Origin of the sequence: uncultured Sunxiuqinia sp., from assembly GCF_947495665.1 — a bacterium.
Taxonomy (GTDB): Bacteria; Bacteroidota; Bacteroidia; order Bacteroidales; family Prolixibacteraceae; genus Sunxiuqinia; species Sunxiuqinia rutila.
Genome location: NZ_CANLZV010000017.1, coordinates 1 through 18933, shown reverse-complemented (window position 1 = coordinate 18933; position 18933 = coordinate 1). Strand labels below are relative to the sequence as shown.

The 18933-nt window shown below is 45.0% G+C and carries 12 protein-coding genes and 1 pseudogene; 8 read left to right on the top strand and 5 right to left on the bottom strand.

Translation table 11 applies throughout. The features are described 5' to 3' along the window. The first annotated feature begins 4 nt into the window (after positions 1–4). The 3 genes from Q1A18_RS16440 (at position 5) to Q1A18_RS16430 (ending at position 4342) form a co-directional block, all read left to right on the top strand. Positions 5–2524: a TonB-dependent receptor gene (locus Q1A18_RS16440; RefSeq protein ID WP_299583128.1), complete on the top strand. Its 2520-nt coding sequence runs from the start codon at positions 5–7 to the stop codon at positions 2522–2524. Positions 2525–2692: 168 nt separating this feature from the next. Further along, positions 2693–3346 (top strand): hypothetical protein, encoded by a 654-nt coding sequence (locus Q1A18_RS16435; protein ID WP_299583125.1) that lies wholly within the window; start codon positions 2693–2695, stop codon positions 3344–3346. 90 nt (positions 3347–3436) lie between these two features. Next, entirely contained in the window at positions 3437–4342 is a 906-nt protein-coding gene (locus Q1A18_RS16430) for a hypothetical protein (protein WP_299583122.1), read from the top strand. Here the strand turns inward: Q1A18_RS16430 and Q1A18_RS16425 are convergent. The 3 genes and pseudogenes from Q1A18_RS16425 to Q1A18_RS16415 form a co-directional block, all read right to left on the bottom strand. Beyond that, a pseudogene (locus tag Q1A18_RS16425) lies at positions 4339–4938 on the bottom strand (hypothetical protein); the annotation flags it as partial. The gene Q1A18_RS16430 and the pseudogene Q1A18_RS16425 overlap by 4 nt on opposite strands. Before the next feature lie 98 nt (positions 4939–5036). Further along, positions 5037–6101: an aldehyde reductase gene (locus tag Q1A18_RS16420; RefSeq protein WP_299583119.1), complete on the bottom strand. Its 1065-nt coding sequence runs from the start codon at positions 6099–6101 to the stop codon at positions 5037–5039. A gap of 58 nt (positions 6102–6159) precedes the next feature. Further along, positions 6160–6723: a TetR/AcrR family transcriptional regulator gene (locus Q1A18_RS16415; protein WP_299583116.1), complete on the bottom strand. Its 564-nt coding sequence runs from the start codon at positions 6721–6723 to the stop codon at positions 6160–6162. 313 nt (positions 6724–7036) lie between these two features. On the opposite strand from Q1A18_RS16415, the gene acs reads away from it, so the two are divergent. From acs to Q1A18_RS16400, 3 genes are all read left to right on the top strand, one after another. Further along, a complete protein-coding gene (acs, locus tag Q1A18_RS16410; protein WP_299583113.1) occupies positions 7037–8950 on the top strand; it encodes an acetate--CoA ligase in 1914 nt (637 codons plus the stop codon). A gap of 281 nt (positions 8951–9231) precedes the next feature. Beyond that, positions 9232–12702 carry a hypothetical protein gene (locus Q1A18_RS16405; RefSeq protein ID WP_299583110.1) on the top strand — a complete coding sequence of 1157 codons (3471 nt, stop codon included), beginning with the start codon at positions 9232–9234 and terminating at the stop codon, positions 12700–12702. A 140-nt stretch (positions 12703–12842) separates the two neighbouring features. Continuing rightward, the gene (locus Q1A18_RS16400; protein ID WP_299583107.1) at positions 12843–13769 is read left to right on the top strand and encodes a putative 2-dehydropantoate 2-reductase; all 927 of its coding nucleotides are present in this window, start codon (positions 12843–12845) and stop codon (positions 13767–13769) included. A gap of 95 nt (positions 13770–13864) precedes the next feature. Here the strand turns inward: Q1A18_RS16400 and Q1A18_RS16395 are convergent, their stop codons facing one another. Next, entirely contained in the window at positions 13865–15574 is a 1710-nt protein-coding gene (locus tag Q1A18_RS16395) for a peptide MFS transporter (protein ID WP_299583104.1), read from the bottom strand. A gap of 180 nt (positions 15575–15754) precedes the next feature. Next, entirely contained in the window at positions 15755–17278 is a 1524-nt protein-coding gene (locus Q1A18_RS16390; protein ID WP_299583102.1) for a peptide MFS transporter, read from the bottom strand. A gap of 647 nt (positions 17279–17925) precedes the next feature. Here Q1A18_RS16390 and Q1A18_RS16385 point away from each other — a divergent pair. After that, a complete protein-coding gene (locus Q1A18_RS16385) occupies positions 17926–18390 on the top strand; it encodes a hypothetical protein (protein WP_299583100.1) in 465 nt (154 codons plus the stop codon). A gap of 62 nt (positions 18391–18452) precedes the next feature. Beyond that, positions 18453–18785, top strand: coding sequence for a PadR family transcriptional regulator (locus Q1A18_RS16380; protein WP_299583097.1), 333 nt, complete (start codon positions 18453–18455; stop codon positions 18783–18785). Positions 18786–18933 lie beyond the last annotated feature (148 nt).

Genomic DNA, 18933 nt, shown 5'->3' with positions numbered 1-18933 from the left:
GAAATTGAAAAAGAACGCGTTATTGCTCGGACTGCTCTTTTCATGTTTGCTTAGCCTGGCGCAGCAAGTTGAACTGGATTATCAGGAAAAAAGCCTGAACAGTATTCTTATCGATCTTTGCGAGCGCTATGAATTGCAATATTCTTTGGATGATCACTACTTTTCAACGTTTAATGTGACGGTTTCGCAGGCATTTGCTTCGCCTGAGGAAGCCTTTGATTTTTTGTTGAAAGACCGTCCGGCAGCTTATAAAAAATTAGGGTCGGTGTATTTGTTTTACGAATTTCATGCAGATCCAATTCCCCAAAGTTATGTTTTGAGCGGTGGTTTTTACGACCACCTAAGTTCGGAATCGTTGCCTTACACACATCTTCAAATTAACGGGACAGGTTTGCTCAGTGATCAAAACGGAAGTTTCTCCTTTGTTGGAGAGGACAAACAATTTCATTTGCAGGCCTCTTATCTTGGCTACTTCATGTTGGATACGCTGGTTGAAGCCGGAGCAAAACATCAGTTCCTAATGCGGCCTTCCAATTATCAGCTTCAGGAAGTTGAGGTGAAAGGGGTGAAGGTTGTGCGATCCCTGCAGCTTGGAAATAAGCCGGGAGTACTTCGCTTAAATCATCAGGTTGCGCAGTTTTTACCCGGCAATGGCGATAATTCCGTTTTCAACCTGCTGCGGTTGCAGCCCGGAATTCTGGCAGCAGGCGAACAGTCCAATGATTTGGTTATTTGGGGAAGTTATGAAGGGCAAAGCCAGGTGCTTTTTGATGGGTTTACCTTGTTCGGAATGAAGAATTTTAACGACAACATCAGTGCTGTGAATCCGCTGATGGCAAAGGATATTCAGGTGCTTAAAGGTGCTTATGGCGCTGATCAGGGCGGACGGGTTGGTGGTTTGGTAAACATTACCGGCGTTGATGGAGACAGGCATCGTCCGCATGTCAAAATGAGTGTTAATAACATGACGCTTAATGGGATGTTGAGTGTGCCGGTGGCTCAACAAGCGGCACTTACGCTTGCGTTTCGGCAAACGTATTACGAACTGTATGACAGTGAGCAACTGACCTTTCGAAGCGGTCGCTCCGGCAATTCGCGCAATATCAGCGAACGGACCATCTCTCCGGATTATAATTTTCGCGATTTAAATCTGAAATATTCGGGGATCACTAACAACGGGGATTCTTACGGAATTAGCGCCTTACTTGGCGAAGATCGTTTTTCGTATTCTTTGGATGTGGAGAGTGAGCAGTCTCAGTATGATTACGAAGATCATGAGCATAACAAGCAGTTTGCTGTTTCCGGCTTTTTTCAGAAGAAATGGGAAAATGGAAGTCGGACTAAATTGTCCGCGGCGTATTCGAAGCTGGATAAAGATGTGAGAACCTTGCGATCGATTGGTCGCCAGTCCTCCGGACAGGGGGGACAAGGTCGTGGTTCCGGAACAGGTGGCTTCGATAATGTATTGAATAAAAATCAGACTTTGTGGAATGCCGTAGCTGAAGCAAAAGTGCGGCTTAGCCATCAAAAGGCGCTGGCCGAACGCCATCAGCTGGAGTGGGGTGCGGAATGGGTGTTCAACCCGATTCAATTTCAGGAAGATTCATTTCAGGTGCAGTTGACCAATCATCAGGTTGAGGCCTCGCGTTTGAATATTTATGTGCAGGATGCCATTGCCGTAACATCGGGGGTTGATCTTAAATTTGGTTTACGCTCAAATTATTCAATCAACCTCAATAAATGGTATTGGCAACCACGGTTCTCGGCCGGCTTTGCATTGGGCAAAGGATTTAAACTGAACCTGGCAGCAGGACGCCATAACCAGTTTATAACACGTAGTTCGTTGGTGGACGGAGAGGGCAACTACCACTATTTGTGGTCGGTTTGTGATGAGGAGGCTGTTCCGGTTTTGGAAGCAACGCATGGTGTGGCTGGCTTAAGTTTCCATCGGAATAAATTGCTGGTGAGCCTGGAGGCTTTCCGAAAAAACACAGATGGACTGACGCGTTATGTAGACCAGTTTGCCGCGCCAAATTTATATGAAGGTGAGAGTAAAATACATGGACTTGATTTCTTCATCAAACAGGAATATAAAGGGCACGAAGCCTGGATAAGCTATACTTTGAGCGAGACTCTGGAGCATTTTGATTATTTTGCAAGCACGGCTTTTCAACGGGCTTTGCATGATCAGCGCCACGAGTTGAAAGCGGCGCTTCTGCTGAATTTTGATCCGGTTCATCTTTCTTCCAGTTATGTTTTTGGTTCTGGCTTTCCCGACCCGCGTCTGGCTGTTGACGGACTGTCGGAACAGAATTACAATCGGTTGGATCTGGCAGCTACTTATCGTTGGGCTGCACCAGCCTTTTCCCTTGAAGCCGGAATTTCGATTCTGAATGTCTTGAACCATTCCAATTTGAAGTATGCGAACTTTATCGTGTTGCCCGAAGAACAGGATGTCTCCATAAACCTGCATGCTGAAGCCATTCCGTTTACGCCAACCGTTTTTCTTAATTTGTCCTTCTAGCCAGAATAAAAGATTCCACTTGCTTAGCCGGAAATGAATTGCTTGTTGCCCGGTAATTGGGGAGGCGAACATCGTTTCAGAAAAAATAATCAGGCAAGGTAGGGTAAACGGAATTTCATGCGGTTTACAGGTGAAAGATATTTAGAAGGAATCATAAAAACACATGTTATGAAAGCAATCATTCGAACATTCGCAGCATTAGCCCTATTGGTGGGGATGACTACCACCACCGTATGGGCGCAGGGGAATGGCACCCAGACCCGTGACCGAATTCATCAGGATCAGGATACCGATCAGGACAAAGATCAGACACAGGATCGCCTTCGACTGAGAGATCAATCGTTGAAACTTACCGGTGAGCAACAAGCCATTTTGAATCAGGCTCGTGCCAACGGAAAAGAATTTAGAGATGCTTTCCGGGCTACGTTCTCGGAAGAACAGCTGGCCATTTTGGAAAATACCGAAATGACCCGGGAAGAAAAACGGGAGGCTTTGCAGGCTTCATTTACCGAAGAGCAAAAGGAAATGTTGGAAGCACATAACCAACTTCGGCAAGAACAGCGGGCACAAATGCAAACCAATATGGGAGCAGGTGAAATGCAACAGGTACGGAAACGACTGCAACAACAGGACAATGCAGAAGGCATGGGTAGTGGTGTTCAACAACGGATGCGCAACCAAATTCACCAGGAAACACAAACTCAGCTGAATGAGCAAGTTCAACAGCAGGCGCAGCAACAAGCACAACAGCAAGCACAGCAACAGGCGCAACAACAAGCGCAGCAGCAGGCTAAAAGAGGAAATGGTAAGGGAGGAAACTAAGCTATTGAGCCCAAAAGGCCCGTTGATGATCCTTGGTCGTCACGGGTCTTTTCTTTTAAACGAAAACTGATCAATCAAAAAATACATCTCATGAAAAGAATTTCTGCATTTGTCATCGTGCTGCTTATTTTCTGGAATACCGGACTGAAAGCCCAGCAGCCCAATGTGATTGATGATTTAGAGGAAGCACGACTTGACTCCTTGTTGAACGAGGTTATTTTTAATGATGATGAGTTGAGTTACCTGTTTGGCGTGAAGCAAAACTATCAGTTCTTGTATTGGCGAAGTAACTTCGATTCGCAGACCTTTTTTGCCGGACGGGAAATTGGGAATCAGCAGTACAACTTGAGCAGCCAGCTTTTTTACCTGCACTCCAAGGGTTTTTATGCCGGAATAGCAGGTGCGTGGTATAGCCAGCTTGAGCCGGGCTACGGAACAACAGTGCTGACGGCAGGCTATGCCCGAAGTCTGAAAAAGATGAAGTTTTTGAGGTATCGGCTATCCTACGATTATTTTATTTACAACAATGACGATCCGGACTTTGATCCCTTGTACAGCAGTGGTGTAGATCTTGGGGTAACCTTAAAAAGTGAGCACTTCGGTACCCGCTTTGATACTTACCTTTTAATGGGAAAAGAGGTGGGGGCGACCCTTTCCTGGGATGTGTATGCCTATCTCAATCTGGTGCAACTGAGGCGATACGATAAAATCAGGTTCGAACCCGAACTGTCGCTTTACTTTGGGTCAGAGTTGGTCGAATACCAGCTTAATGCGCCCATCATTGATCCGGACACCAACACAGAAATCATTACCGACTTTAAGGATGTTTTTGGCTTGATGAATCTACAGCTGCAAGTGCCTTTGAGCGTGAAGTACAAAAGCTTCGATTTTGAGGCTGCCTGGATTTATAATATTCCCCGGACGATGGATGAAGGGCTGGATTATCCGAACAATTCTTTCTTACGTTTTTCTTTGGGGTACATTTTCAATCTTTAACTAGCTTCAGGATTGGTTTGTGTCTCTTTGGTCAGTTCGCCGCTGGCCACAGGAAACAGCTCGTCCAGTTCGTAAATGGTATAGGTGGGAACTGCTGTCTTGCTAAAAAAGGCATTAATCATTGCCTGTGCAACAACTTTTGCATGAATAGGGCGGTACCTTTTGAATATAAACTGGGTAAGCCAACGCATTGCGCTGAGGCCAATCTGTTCGGTCGTGCGCTGTTCCTGGCGTTCTCCATCCAAAAATGATGGTCGCAGAATGGCCACCTGCTTAAAGCCTGTTTGCTGAACCGCTTCATCCAGCTGACCTTTTAACCGGCTGTAAAATAGTTTGGATTTGGCATTGGCTCCTGCCGATGAAACCAGCACATAAGAAGTAACGCCATTGCTGGCTGCAGCTTCTGCTACCTGGTACTGATAGGTATAGTCAATAAGAAACTGCTTCTCTTTGCTGCCTGCTTTTTTGAGGGTAGTTCCCAAGGCTGAAAAAAGCACATCGCCCTGAACAGAATGAGCCCAGTTCGAGATTTGATCAAAATCAACCAGGTGTTCCTCAAGTTTGGGGTGGGATAAGCCGGTGCTCCGACGCCCGAAAGCCCGAACCCGATCAAAACGTTTGTCTTAAAGCAAGAGCCTGATTAGATGATTTCCAACCAGGCCCGTGCCTCCAATTACAATGGCAGTTTGTTTCTTCATGCGCGTAAATCAGGGATTAAACCATCTTCCACCAACTGGTTAAAATGATCTGTAATCGTCTTTTCAAAGGAAATGAAGCTCATCTTTAAATCCTTCTTGATGTAGGAATTATCAAAGACAAAGTCGTAGCCCATATTGCGTTTTACATACTTCCGCGAGAATCCCATGAGTGGTCCTATGAGTTGAAACAACCACTTCGGAACATATTTTTTGGGCAGTGGATAATTGGGGTGTTGTTTCCGGATGATGTTGGCAATAGCCAGAAAATCTTTTTGATGGGCTGCAGCCAGGTGGCGTCCGCTTGCCGTGGGTATTAGCCCGGCTAGAATATGGGCTCGGGCCACATCGCGAACGTCAACAATGGCCTGGTCGCCCGTCGGAACGCCCGATTTAAATTTGCCAGAGAATAGTTGAATCATCAGGTTGATGCTGGTAGAGTCGGAGCGCTGGCTAAGGGACGGACCAAGGATAAAGCCCGGGTTGATGACGACCAGGTCCCAGCGGTTTTGTTTTTCTGCAATCTTCCAGGCTTCTTTTTCCGCAATTGTTTTCGAATACGGATAAGGCTGATACTCCGCGGAGCTGCTGGTATTCCAGCTTTTCTCATTGAATACACCGTTGTTTTGTTCTTTTACATCGCGGGCATCGCCTACCATGGCCACAATGCTGGAGGTGAGTACCACCCGCTTGACCGATCCCGAATCGTTGGCCGAGAATAAAACATTTCGGGTACCTTGAAGAGCCGGTTGAATCAGCTCTTTATCGGCATTTTTTATCGCTGTTATTTTAAATGGAGAGGCTGTGTGAATGACCAACTCGCAGCCTTCCATCGCTTCCTGAAACGAATGATCCAGCAGCAGGTCTGCTTCATAAATGGCTAATTTACCTTTGCTTTTCGAGGTGATATCCAGCAAGTGTTGGTATTTCTTTTGGACCGACTTATCTCTAACGGTTGTATTTACCTGAAAGCCCTCGTCCAGCAACTGCTTGATAATCCATGAAGCAAGATAGCCGGTGCCGCCGGTTACCAGTATGGGTTTATCTCTGTCTATTGTTGTCATTGTCTTGCTATTTTGTGCGATTTGTTTCTTTTTTTTATAGACTGATTAGTCTGCTGATTTAACCCTTCAGTGTATCCCAGTATAAGGTGAAAGCGTTTTCGAGACACATCTCATCTGCAATTTTTTCTGGATGGATGAGCAGGTATTTTGTAATTCCCATTAAGGTGCCATCAATGGCCTCAAACATCAAATCAATGTCTATGGGCTTTAGAATTTCCTTTTCCTGTCCGAGCTTCAGAATGTCGTAAATAAACTGAAAACGCCGATAGCCAAGTTCCCGGGTTAAATTGGTGATAAAGGGGGAGTTGCTGTACTGGCTGTAAAAAAGCTGGTGATCCGGATGGGTTACAGCCCAGTGAATTGCATTGAAGAAAATTTGTCTCAATTTCCCTTTGATGGTTTCTTGTTCATCAACTTTGTTTGACAGCGACTGGATCATTTCGCCTTTGGTTTCCAGGTAAAGTGTGTTGATCAGCTCCTCTTTTGTTTTGAAATGATGGAACAAGGTACCCGTGGCTACCCCTGATTCTTTGGCAATTTGGGAAGTAGGTGTGGCATGAAAACCATTGGTTACGAATAATCGCAAGGACGTTGTTAAGATTTGTGCTCTTTTTTCACTCATAATAAATAGACTAATCAGTCTACGAAATTGGCAAGGAATATTGAATTTTCCAAATCGAAATGCTGTGATTTTTTCAGACATTTTTTTGGGTGGATTGATTGCTCCTCGTTTGGTATTGGGAATGGATGAGAACGACTATTTTGGGCACCTGCCTGCAAGTGTCAATGAGCAGGTTTAAAGGTGGAAAAGATAGAGGTGTCATCAAAAGGAGTTGATTTAATTACGAATAGGATATATTCTTGCATCTTATTTTTATTCAGTTTAAATTAGTATAGTCTAATTTTTTAAGAAAACAACCTATAAAACGAATAAAATGATAAACAAGATTCATAGCTTGGGAGGCTATATTCACGAGTACCAAAAAAGCATTGCTAATCCTCAGGCATTCTGGGCCCAGCAAGGGGAGAGTTTTTTTTGGCGTAAACGTTGGGAAAACGTGATTGATTGGAATTTTGATGAACCCAGTATTAAATGGTATGTGAACGGAAAGTTGAATATTACCGAAAATATCTTCGAGCGTAACCTCTATACGCATGGAGATCAGGAAGCCATTATCTGGGAGCCCAACAACCCCCAGGATGAGTCTCGGGTTTTAACCTATGCTGAACTTTTTTCTGAAGTGAATAAGTTTGCCAATACGTTGCGGCGTTTAGGTGTTGGTAAAGGTGACCGGGTGGCTATTTACATGCCGATGGTTCCGGAGCTGGCCATTGCTTTGCTGGCTTGTGCCCGTATTGGTGCTATTCATTCCGTTGTGTTTGCCGGCTTTTCAGCCAATGCCTTGCAGGAACGAATCAATGATGCGTCGGCAAAAGTGTTGTTAACTGCGGATGGCGGCTTTCGGGGAGATAAAGTTACGCCTTTGAAACAAATTGCAGATGAAGCGCTGGAGTCGTGTTCGACCATTGAAACGGTGGTGGTGCTGAAGCGAACCAATTCCCCCATTGAAATGATTGTTGGGCGCGATATTTGGTGGCACAAAGCCGTTGACGGACAGTCGGATGTTTGCCCGGCCGAGATTATGGATTCGGAAGACCCTTTGTTTATTCTCTATACCTCGGGTTCTACCGGGAAGCCTAAAGGAATTGTACACACAGTAGGCGGATACATGGTTTATTCTGCTTATACCTTCACTAATGTTTTTCAATACCACGCCGGCGATGTTTACTTCTGCACCGCTGATATTGGCTGGATCACCGGCCACTCCTACATTGTTTATGGTCCTTTATTGACAGGGGCCAAAACCCTGATGTTCGAAGGGGTACCAACCTGGCCCGATGCCGGAAGGTTCTGGGATATTGTTAACAAATACCAGGTTAATCAGTTTTATACGGCACCAACAGCCATTCGGGCCCTGTTAGCTAAGGGAAATGAGTTTCTGGAAAATAAAAAACTGGCCTCGTTAAAGGTGCTCGGAACGGTTGGAGAACCCATTAATGAAGAAGCCTGGCACTGGTATCACGATCATGTAGGGATGAGTCAATGCCCGATTGTGGATACCTGGTGGCAAACCGAAACCGGTGGTATTATGATTTCACCACTGGCAGGAATTACGCCAACGAAGCCCTCATTTGCCACTTTGCCCTTGCCTGGTATTCAGCCGGTCATTGTTAGTAACGAAGGCAAAGAATTAAGTGGCAATTCGGTGGAGGGAAATTTATGCATCAAGTTTCCCTGGCCGGGTATGGCAAGGACCATTTGGGGCGATCATGAGCGATTTCGAACCACTTATTTTTCAAGCTACAGCAAAATGTATTTTACCGGAGACGGTGTTAAGCGAGATGAAGATGGCTATTACCGAATTCTGGGCCGGGTGGATGATGTTATTAATGTGTCAGGACACCGGCTGGGAACCGCGGAAATTGAAAACGCGATTAACGAACACCCCTTGGTTAATGAATCAGCCGTGGTGGGGTATCCTCATGCCATCAAAGGACAGGGCATTTATGCCTTTGTGGTTTGTGGCGAGCTGTCAACTGGTGGTGAAGAAGGGATTCGGCGAAGTATTATGCAGGGAGTTACTAAAATTATTGGTCCCATTGCCCGGCCCGATCTGGTGCAATTGGTTCCGGGGCTTCCCAAAACCCGAAGCGGTAAAATCATGCGTCGGATTCTTCGGAAAGTTGCCGAAGGTGATGCTTCCAATTTGGGGGACATTTCAACCTTGCTGGATGAAGATGTTGTGGATCAGATCATCGAAGGAGCACTCGTGGATGTCAAGGTATAAACGTGCCTACGTCGTGAAAAGGGAGCCAGTGAGCTCCCTTTTTTTAGGATGTGATGTTTGCGTTAAACTTAGAGCAATTGGGCTTCCGGCTCTGGCAGACTATCCTTTTTCTGTTTAATTTTGAATGTGCACCAAGACGCTATGAAGCATTAGTTTATACGAACTTTTGTTTGATAATTCGTTTGTCTTTGTTAAATAATCAACCGGGGAAACTTGGTTTAATTTGGAGATTTTGAGTTGAAAATGTGTTCTTCTAAAATCAACACTAAAAAATAGATATCATGACTGTAAACAGAACCTTTGGAATAGTAGGCATTGACAAAAATGAGCCTATGGTATCGGACAAGAAAAAGATTCAATATATTAACCTGAAGCTGGCTGCTGACGGTTATCCTACGACAATTAACGGCACGAAGTCTGACTTTTTGGAGATGGCCATGCCTTTGTTGAATAATTACAACATCAAGTCGCGACTGTTGGATAGCAACAGTTCGCCTATGGGGGAGCGGATTCAAAAGTTTCTGGATGACTATTTAAGTGATGTGCCTGGCGACAATACCATCACTTTTCCGGGACACCCGTTTATTCTTGATCGCTATGGATTGGCCCGGATGGTTTCGCTTCCGTTGAATACGGACTACCATGAAACCGACATCATCAAGTCCTATCGGACATCGCAGGGGATTTTAAATAATCCGAAAGAAGACCGACGGACAACCAAAGGCGTTTTTCACATTGCCGAGGGTGGACTGCCTATCCCGGACGATAAGAAAGCCGTGCCTAAAGCTACTTTCTGTAAGTTGTTGCAGGCTGCACTGAATCCGCCGAAGGAGAGTTTAAAGCTGCCGTTTACGGCCAAACAAGAAGAGCCGGCTGAATTGTTTGTAAGCTTGATGCTGCGCCCAATTGTGGTACCGGAAGTACCTGGCGTAATGAAGGAAAAATCTATGGAAGTTAACTTCCTGGCTCCGGGAAGTTTGGTATCCAACCTCGATTTTGTAGAGTCTATTTTTGGGAATGCAGGCGATCCGTTTTTGCCCGAGAATGATGCGGCACTTTCGCCTGAAAACTGGACCGGACATACCGGTTGTGTAATTTTGGCGCCTCACCTGACCAAGATGACTAAAAAGGAACTGGGACTTCCTCATTTTGATAATGCTACCGAGCGTCAGCGTCGGGATGGCATGTGCTGGAAAAAGGAGGACGAAAAATACAATGATGGAACGGCCTTCAAAATTACTGCACGTGATGAGCGCGGCGTGGTTGTTACTTTGATCGCGGATAACTACTATGGCTATTGCAAGAAAGAAGTAAAAACGATGATTGGTTACTCGGCGAACCTTTATGGTTTGGCTGAAGAAGAGCATGCCGGTGGCGCCATCGCCTTTCGCAGTTACAACTTGGGCGAAAAATGCTACCTCGACGAACGGCTTCCGTCTAACGGACTTGATTTTGCCTCTTTTATTTACTTGTTTGCCGACCTGATTGAACTTAAAGAAGAAGGCTATGCGGTTGATAAAAATTACCCGCAGGTTATTTATATCCCGGAGGATGCGAACTTCGATTTATTAAAACAAACGATCAGTTGGGACAAAGCCGGCGAAAAGCAGACCATTAAGTTACTGCCTTATAAATATTACATCTATCCGAATGGTTACCGGGTAGAAATGAAAAAACGCATTGAAGGACCAAAATGGCATTTGGTAGGAACTCAGGCCGAAGGAACTTTATGTCACAAGCCTTGTACCGTTTCCGGCGGTGGAAAGTCGGAGATTTCAAAATCGATTAAAGATGCCATGATTCAAGGATCGGTGATTGTGACTGACTTGAATGCTGACCTGGATCGGGTAGAAGAAATTATGTCGACAGATTTCTCGAAACGATTTAAAGTTCCGGCCGATTATTCGGTCAACAAATCGCGTCACATCTTGAGCCGTCGTCGTTCGCTGGGTTCTGTGATTAAATTACTGACTCCTTCGGATGAATACACGGATGAGTACAATGCCTGGCTGACTTCCATTCCACAGCACATCAAAGTGTTGGTCTATGTTATCAAAGGAAACTACAGCGAAGACTGGGATAAAGATTGGCGGAAATACTTCTCTGTAGATAAAATTAACGGTGTGCCGGGCAATGAGCTGAAATTCCAAAACAACAAGTTGTTGTCCAATTATCTGCGTGTAGGCCATGATACGGATAAATCCTGGCGCCTGTTCTTGTTGCGTCAAGATTATAATCCTTCCAGCAAAGTGCAGGTGGAAGATGATATTACCGCTTCGGTAACGCTGGATGCCAGTAAACTGGAGAACCTCAATCCGGAGTATGCTAATACCAGCGTGAAGATTGTTAAGAACTGCGAATCCCGCTTGTTTCAGCGTCCGGATGACTGCGTAATCAAAGGCTATGACAAGCAAGGAGAAAAAGACCTTTCCAGTCCGAATACCTTCTTGTCCAACTTTGAGCCGCTTACTCGTGAGCAGGTTCAGGAAATTAAAGATGACGCGATTGGTTTTGAGTTGTATACTCAGCCCGTGAAAGACTTAATTAATACGTTTCTGGAAAGTTCAAAACCAGAATACCTGGTGGTTCCGTCAGAGCCACGCTTGGTTGACGGTGTACCTTCCAAGAATCCCCGCTACTTGCAAATTCGGCCCGATTTGGTTGAGCCGGTCGAAAAATACATTGCCGAAATGTCCACACGGATTTTCCGGAAAATTCCACTGGAAAAACCTGTTCATTTGCCGGTGAATTCGGTTTTACCTGGACGGAGAAACAACCCGGCCGAACCGGAAATTAATGTTCCACCTTTGGCGGTTTATAACCCCATTCACTATCAGGAGTTGCCAGAGTTATTTATTGACTTTATTTGCAGCATTACCGGTAAATCTCCTTCAACTACAGGATTTGGTTCAGAGGGAGCTTTAACCAAGGGACCTTTTAACTCCTTGTTGCCTGCAGCAGATTTGAATAACGCTTTCTTGTCTTACATCCTGACTGGCTACCATGGCTATTCATCGGCAGCGGGCTATGTGGGACCTAAATATAAAGTGGATCATGATATTAGCCTGCTGGTTCCCGAACTGTGGTGTCGCATGTCGGTTGAGGAGCGCGAGCCGGAGTATTTGATTAAGCATGGCTACCTTGAGAAAGTGGAGAACTTCAAACACAAAGGAAAAATGGTGGATGCCAGTTTGCTGGGTTACCGTATTACTTTGCGTTTTGTTACGCACTTTATGGGCCGTATTTTTAGTAAGCCCGAAGCCGTATTTAGCGATGAAATGCTGAAACCTGAAATGCAGGATATGGATATGTTTGTGGCTTCGATTGAAAACCTGTCGGTAACACAAAAACGGGTTGCTGAAGGGTTTATGAGAGATGGAACGATTGATCTGCTTTGTCCTCCGCTAAAAGCACTTGTTCACATCATGGTTGATGGTCAGTATAAAGGAAAAGACCGGAGTCATCCGGATATTCGTGCCATGTTTACCCGCGAAGCCGTCTTGAACAGCGCCTGGTATCAGGAGCGCTTGGTTGAAAAGCAGAAGCGTGATATTGCCCAGCGGACAACTAATGTAGCCTATATTGAAGAGGTGATAAATCGGAAGAACTTTGCTGAAACGTCAGTTCGTCTCAACTTGCCAGAGCGCCTGAAAGCCGCCAAAGCACGCTTGGAGAAAGTTTCTTCACCGGCTTACCTGGATGACCTGAAAGGAACAATCGGTGTGGATACGCTCCGCCCAATTCAGGATTAGCATATTTTGTTGAAAGAAAGAATAAACGATAGAAAGGAGTCCCCAAGGGCTCCTTTTCACCTTTAATGTGTTCCGAAATGGTGTGTGATAAAACCAGTTTAGGGATTATTTTTTTATAAAAACCAATAAAAGAAGTAGCTATGAAATTAAAATACGGTTTAATCGGTGCCGGCGGGCTGGGAGGCTATTATGGAGGAAAACTGGCGCAAGCTGGAGCTGATATCCATTTCTTGTTGCGAAGCGATTATCAACAGGTTGTTAATAACGGCTTACGGGTTGATTCGGTCAAAGGGGATTTTCACCTTCACCCGGTTTCAGCTTATGCTTCAGCAGAAGATATGCCGGTTTGCGATGTGGTGTTGGTTTGCCTGAAAACAACCAGCAATCATTTGCTCCCTGAGCTTTTAAAACCAATTGTTCATGACCAAACTTTGGTGTTGCTAATCCAGAATGGATTGGGGATTGAAGATGAATTAGCCCAAGAAATGCCCGGATTAAATGTGGCTGGTGGATTGGCTTTTATTTGTTCTCAAAAGGTTGGTCCCGGTCACATTCAGCATCTTGATTTGGGCCGGTTGATTTTGGGCATGCATTCTTCCAAAGGAGAGGATGTGCTTAAGCAGGTTTGCCAGGATTTTGAACAGGCAGGTGTACCTACGACATTTTCTGAAGACCTGGTTCTTTCGCGATGGCAAAAGTTGGTATGGAATGTGCCTTTCAACGGACTTGCTGTTGTGTTAGACGCTTCAACCAACCAGATGATGGGAAATGCAGATGCCAAAGAGCTGGCGCAAGAATTAATGTTGGAAGTGGTTCATGCTGCTAACCATTGCGGTTGTTCGCTGGAAGAAGAGTTTGCTGCTAAGATGATCGCAACTACAATGAATATGACTCCATACGCACCAAGTATGAAGCAGGATTTTGATTATCAGCGACCAATGGAAATTGAGGCTATTTATGCACAGCCTGTAAAAACTGCCAGAGCAGCTGGTTTTGAAATGAAGAAAACCGCGATGTTGGAGCGTCAGCTGCGTTTTATGGAAGCTCGTCAACAAGCCAAAAAATAAATTCGGTTGGAATAGAGACTTTACAAATTGAAGAAAAAGAAGAGGCTGTCCTTTTAAGGACAGCCTCTTCTTTGTAGCGTGTTTTTTGTTTCATTTTAATGGTGCATGTGCTCGTTGTACACCCGCTTGAGCCAGGGGAGTAACAACAGAATAATGAAAAATGCACCTAAGGTGAGGATTGCATTGGTCAGGAAGAAATTGGATTTCTTTTCAAACAAATCCCACATTCCGGAAAGGACCCCGGAAAGTTTGTTACCAATAGCCGTTGACAAAAACCAGCCTCCCATCATCAGGGCAGCAATGCGCCGAGGGGCCAGCTTCGATACCAGTGATAGTCCCATTGGACTTAAACACAACTCTCCAACAGTAATAACACCATATACGCCAAACAGCCAGGCAACTGAAGCTTTATCGGCGCCATTGCCCGATAATACTGCTGCGGCAACCATTACCAGCCACGACACTGCAGAGATGAGCATTCCCCAAGCAATTTTGCCGGGAGTAGAGGGCTCTTTTTTACGACGTCCTAAGAAAGTAAAAAAGGCAACCACCAGCGGAGTAAGGATAACCACAAAAAACGGGTTGATGGAGGCTTGCAGCTCAGTTGGCCAAAGCGTTAGTTTGCCAAACTTGCCGGTTGAGCTTCCTTTTACTTTCTCCCATTCTTTTTCGGTCAGATCGCCAGGCTTTCCTTCCAGGTTTCCTCGCGGAAGCTCTTTGTTGTAATTGTCGAAATAATAGCTTGGGCCAACTTCTGTTCCCAGTTTTTCGCCATGCAGGCCAACTACTTGACGTTCGCGTGGAACGGTTGAAACCTCTTCGGTGCTGGCAATTGTGTTGATCACCTGCTCCATTTTGGGGCCAAGTTCACGGTCCGTGTTGTTTTGTGCCCAATAGGTCAGGGCCGAGCCATTTTGATGGAAAACAGCCCAGAAGATGATGACAACTCCGAAAATGGAAAGCAAAGCTGCGATTGGGGCTTTTTCGTTCTTGTCGGCTGTGCGCCAGGTATTGTAGAAGAAATACAGCACGGGCAAGCAGAAGAAGATGAAAGCATCGTTGGAGTCGGAACCAAAAATGTTATCAGGAATGATCCAGCCAATAGCTGCTGCGGCAAAAGCTGGTAAGAACAAAACGGTGAAAATTTTTGCCAGTGATAAATCGCCTGGACGAGCAGGTGAAATTTTATCTGCTTCCTTAATTTCCGGAACGCGCCAGTTTCCGAAGGCAAACCATACCAGGCCAACCAACATACCAACTCCGGCTGCTGCAAAAGCCCATCCCCAGCCATAGGAAAGACGAAGCCAGGCAGCTACGAAATTACAGACAAATGCACCAATGTTAATTCCCATGTAGAAAATATTGTAGCCCGAGTCTTTCAAATGTTCGTATTCGGGCTTTTCGTACAGTTTTCCCAAGAGCACCGAAACATTGGGTTTAAACAAGCCATTTCCTAAAATAATCATTAGCAGCGAGAGGTAGAAAGCCATCATGCTGTTTGGAATGGAAAGGCCGATGTAACCGGCTGCCATAAATAAACCCCCAAGGTAAATGGAGCGCCGGTAGCCTAAAAAGCGGTCAGCGAGCAAACCACCGAAAAATGGGGTGAGGTACACCAGTGCCAGGTAGGTACCATAAATATCGGCTGCTTCCATGTTGCTCATGCCAAGTCCGGCAAACCTGGCCGTTTCCGGGGCAATCATGTATAAGGTGAATATACCGAGCATCAGGTAATAACCAAAGCGTTCCCACATTTCGGTAAAAAAGAGGATCATAAGTCCTTTTGGATGTTTGTTTTTCGCCATAATTTAATCTATTTCTGTTGTAAAATTTCGTACTGCAATGATAAGCAGCGTCCAAGTTACTCAAAATGATAAAACCCCAAAATCTGAAGTTTGATTTTTGCATTGATATTTATCGCTGGCCAAAAAAAAAGAAAACCCGGTCCAAATGAACCGGGTTCTGCATATATGAAAATTGTATCGTTACTTGATGCCTTTCATCATTTTTTTCAGCCAGGGAGAAAGAGCCACCAACATCAGGGCTATAATGGCCGATTGAATGGCAATTAACCAGAAAACCTGTACTTCCTGCCCGATGGCAGCTTCCAGTTTCATGGAGATGGCTTTCATTTGCGAAGCAACAAAGTTACCGGCTGCAAAGGATCCCATCCAAACTCCCATCATGGTTGAAACCAATTTCGGGGGCGACAGTTTTGTTACCATCGACAAGCCGATAGGAGAGAGACACAGCTCGCCAAAGGTGTGCAGCATAAATACAAACACAAGCCAAAGGGGGCTCACTAGTGTGATGGCCTCTCCGGTAGTTGATTTGGTGTAAGCAATAGCCATTACAACAAAACCAAGGCTCAGCATAATCATTCCCCATGCAAATTTCATGGGAGTATTGGGGTTGAGGTTTTTCTTATCCAGTTTGGCCCAAAGAATACTGAACAGGGGGGCAAAACCTACAATAAAGATGGCATTAACACTCTGAAACCAGCTAGCAGGAATTTCCCAGCTGCCGATCATCCGTTGTGTATTGTCACGTGCAAAAATGTTGAAGGTTGTTCCGGCTTGTTCAAAACCGCTCCAGAAAAAGATATTGAAAACAGCCAGTACCAGAATTACAGCTACCCGACTCCATTCCGTTTTTCCATTGGTTCCGCGGAAAATATTGAGCAACAGATAACCTGTACCTCCCACAGCAATAATGCGTACCAGCCAGCTTTGAGCCGATGCAGAGATTGTACTCCAGCCCATAATGATTCCGAAGACTAGGCCTACAATTCCGACCACATACAGCACAATGCTTACCCAGTCGTTAATCGCTAAGCGTACCCGTTCGCTTTTTACTTTAGGGGGCATTCCAATGTGCCCGAGTGTGTGGCTTCGAATAAAAAACCAGAGTGTACCGATTAGCATCCCTGCTCCTGCAGACATGAATCCGTATTCCCAGGCAATTTGCTCACCTAGTTTTCCGGCAACCAGCGGAGCAATGAAGGCTCCCAGGTTGATACCCATATAGAAAATGGTAAATCCACCGTCTTTGCGCGGGTCATTGTTGTCGTAAAGTTCCCCAACCATGGTTGAAATGTTGGGTTTAAAAAAGCCGTTTCCGAGGATGAGAATTCCAAGGCCGGCATAAAAAATCATTTGACGTAAATCCATATCACCTCCGTCAACCATTGCACTTGCAGCCAGCAAAAACTGTCCGCAAGCCATGGTTAGCCCGCCAATGTATATCGTTTTGCGTTGTCCAAGAACCTTGTCGGCCAGCATCCCTCCAATAATCGGGGTAACATACACCAGCCCTGTAAAAATACCGTAAATGGTAAAAGCATCCAGTTCGGCCATTTCAAAACCACCGTTGGCAAATGTGGCAGTTAAAAACAACACCAGCAATGCCCGCATACCATAGTAACTAAATCGTTCCCACATCTCGGTGGCAAATAGAGAAGACAGCCCGACTGGGTGTCCAAAGAAAGCAGTACTCTGATCTTTAGCCATATTCTTTTATGTTTAAATTCAAGCAAGCAAAGATAGGTATCTTTTTGTTTTTTGACTTGGTTAAATGTCAGCATTCTTGGCTTGGAAGCTAAAAAATGATGACAAAATCGTGCTTCGATCGGATGCTTTTGCGTGCCGGTGTTATTTGTTCTTTGTTGCTTAGCGAGGGCAACAACTAGTGGTTAAGTGGTAAATGCTGTTTTTTTAGAATAGAATATGCAGGTGGAAATTGGTGATAGGTTGTGTCAGCCTTCCCTTTTCAACCTCTCTTTTCTTTTTCTCGATTACTTGTTGGCATAAAAAAGAAGTCCATTTTAGTGATTTTAAGCTCTTTTGCTCCATCCTTGAAAAAAAGACTACAATTCTCTCGGTATTTAATGTGTGTTAAATCAGCGACTTAGGTGATTTTTGTGAAAATATTTTCAAAAAAGATAGTACTTTGTATTGCATAGAACCATTTAATGTTTGTATATTTGTAATACCGAATTCAAGGTAAAAGATAGAAATAGCTTAAAAAAAGTTCTATACAGAGTGTAACGAAAACAGAAACCAGTCGTCTTAAAAACGGAAACAGAAAGCAAACAAGTTCTCAAAGCCATTAGAAAACAGAAAACAGAAAACAAGAAACAAAACACAGGAGGCCCATCATGAAAACACAAGAGACAAACACCGGAAACAACAACAATCAGACAGAACGAGTATTGTTAAGAAGTGCTGCGGTAATTATCAGCTTTGTATTAATCAGCTTTACTGTGAGCGCACAAGGATTTTGGAAACAGTTACTGACCAACAACAGTTTTGGACAGGTAGCCTTATTGATGGTTGAAGAAACCACTGTCGCCGAAGTAAGCGTACCAGCCGCAACGGAAAGCACCGCCTTTTATTTGGAGCAAGCCACGGATGCCGAACTGGAAGTGGAAGCCTGGATGACCGACGATGTTTATTTCGGAGCCCACACCCACCTGGCCCTTCCGGCCGCAGAACCTGCGCTGGAACTGGAAAACTGGATGAAGGATGAAAATCATTTCAAAAGCCACCTGATGGATGTTGACCAGGAAGAGGAGTTGGAACTGGAAGCGTGGATGACAGACAACGACTACTGGAGCTTGTAACCGTAAGCTTCGTATAGCGGGAAGATTGAGATACTAAACAGAGAAGAGAGAGGGAGCAAATTATGAAGATCGAGAATACAAAAGCACAAATGCGCAAAGGGGTTTTGGAATACTGCATCTTACTGGTGCTGGATGGGAAACCCCTTTATGCAAGCGACATTATTGATGAGTTGAAAAACTCCAAAATGATCGTTGTAGAAGGCACACTTTACCCGCTGCTGACCCGATTGAAAAATGCCGGTCTGCTGGCCTACAACTGGGAAGAGTCAACCCAGGGGCCACCCCGGAAATACTACGAACTGACCGATACCGGGAAAGAGTTTGTTCACGAGCTGGGCAACTCGTGGAACGAGCTGGTAGAAGCGGTAGGAACTATCAAGGCAAGCAAATCGTAAGGTGAAGGAAAAACCAAAGCACAAACGCAAAAAACAGACAAGAGATGAAAAAGACATTTACAATCAATATTAGCGGCAGCGTTTTTCACATTGACGAGGATGCTTACCAGAAGCTGCAAAACTACCTGCAGATGCTGAATGCCCACTT

Excerpts from the sequence above, each read along its gene's own strand:
- Q1A18_RS16415 (WP_299583116.1), bottom strand. The coding sequence starts at position 6,723 with ATGAGTGAAAAAAGAGCACAAATCTTAACAACGTCCTTGCGATTATTC.
- Q1A18_RS16405 (WP_299583110.1), top strand. The coding sequence starts at position 9,232 with ATGACTGTAAACAGAACCTTTGGAATAGTAGGCATTGACAAAAATGAG.
- Q1A18_RS16380 (WP_299583097.1), top strand. The coding sequence starts at position 18,453 with ATGAAGATCGAGAATACAAAAGCACAAATGCGCAAAGGGGTTTTGGAA.
- Q1A18_RS16435 (WP_299583125.1), top strand. The coding sequence starts at position 2,693 with ATGAAAGCAATCATTCGAACATTCGCAGCATTAGCCCTATTGGTGGGG.
- acs (WP_299583113.1), top strand. The coding sequence starts at position 7,037 with ATGATAAACAAGATTCATAGCTTGGGAGGCTATATTCACGAGTACCAA.
- Q1A18_RS16420 (WP_299583119.1), bottom strand. The coding sequence starts at position 6,101 with ATGACAACAATAGACAGAGATAAACCCATACTGGTAACCGGCGGCACC.
- Q1A18_RS16430 (WP_299583122.1), top strand. The coding sequence starts at position 3,437 with ATGAAAAGAATTTCTGCATTTGTCATCGTGCTGCTTATTTTCTGGAAT.
- Q1A18_RS16385 (WP_299583100.1), top strand. The coding sequence starts at position 17,926 with ATGAAAACACAAGAGACAAACACCGGAAACAACAACAATCAGACAGAA.
- Q1A18_RS16400 (WP_299583107.1), top strand. The coding sequence starts at position 12,843 with ATGAAATTAAAATACGGTTTAATCGGTGCCGGCGGGCTGGGAGGCTAT.
- Q1A18_RS16395 (WP_299583104.1), bottom strand. The coding sequence starts at position 15,574 with ATGGCGAAAAACAAACATCCAAAAGGACTTATGATCCTCTTTTTTACC.
- Q1A18_RS16390 (WP_299583102.1), bottom strand. The coding sequence starts at position 17,278 with ATGGCTAAAGATCAGAGTACTGCTTTCTTTGGACACCCAGTCGGGCTG.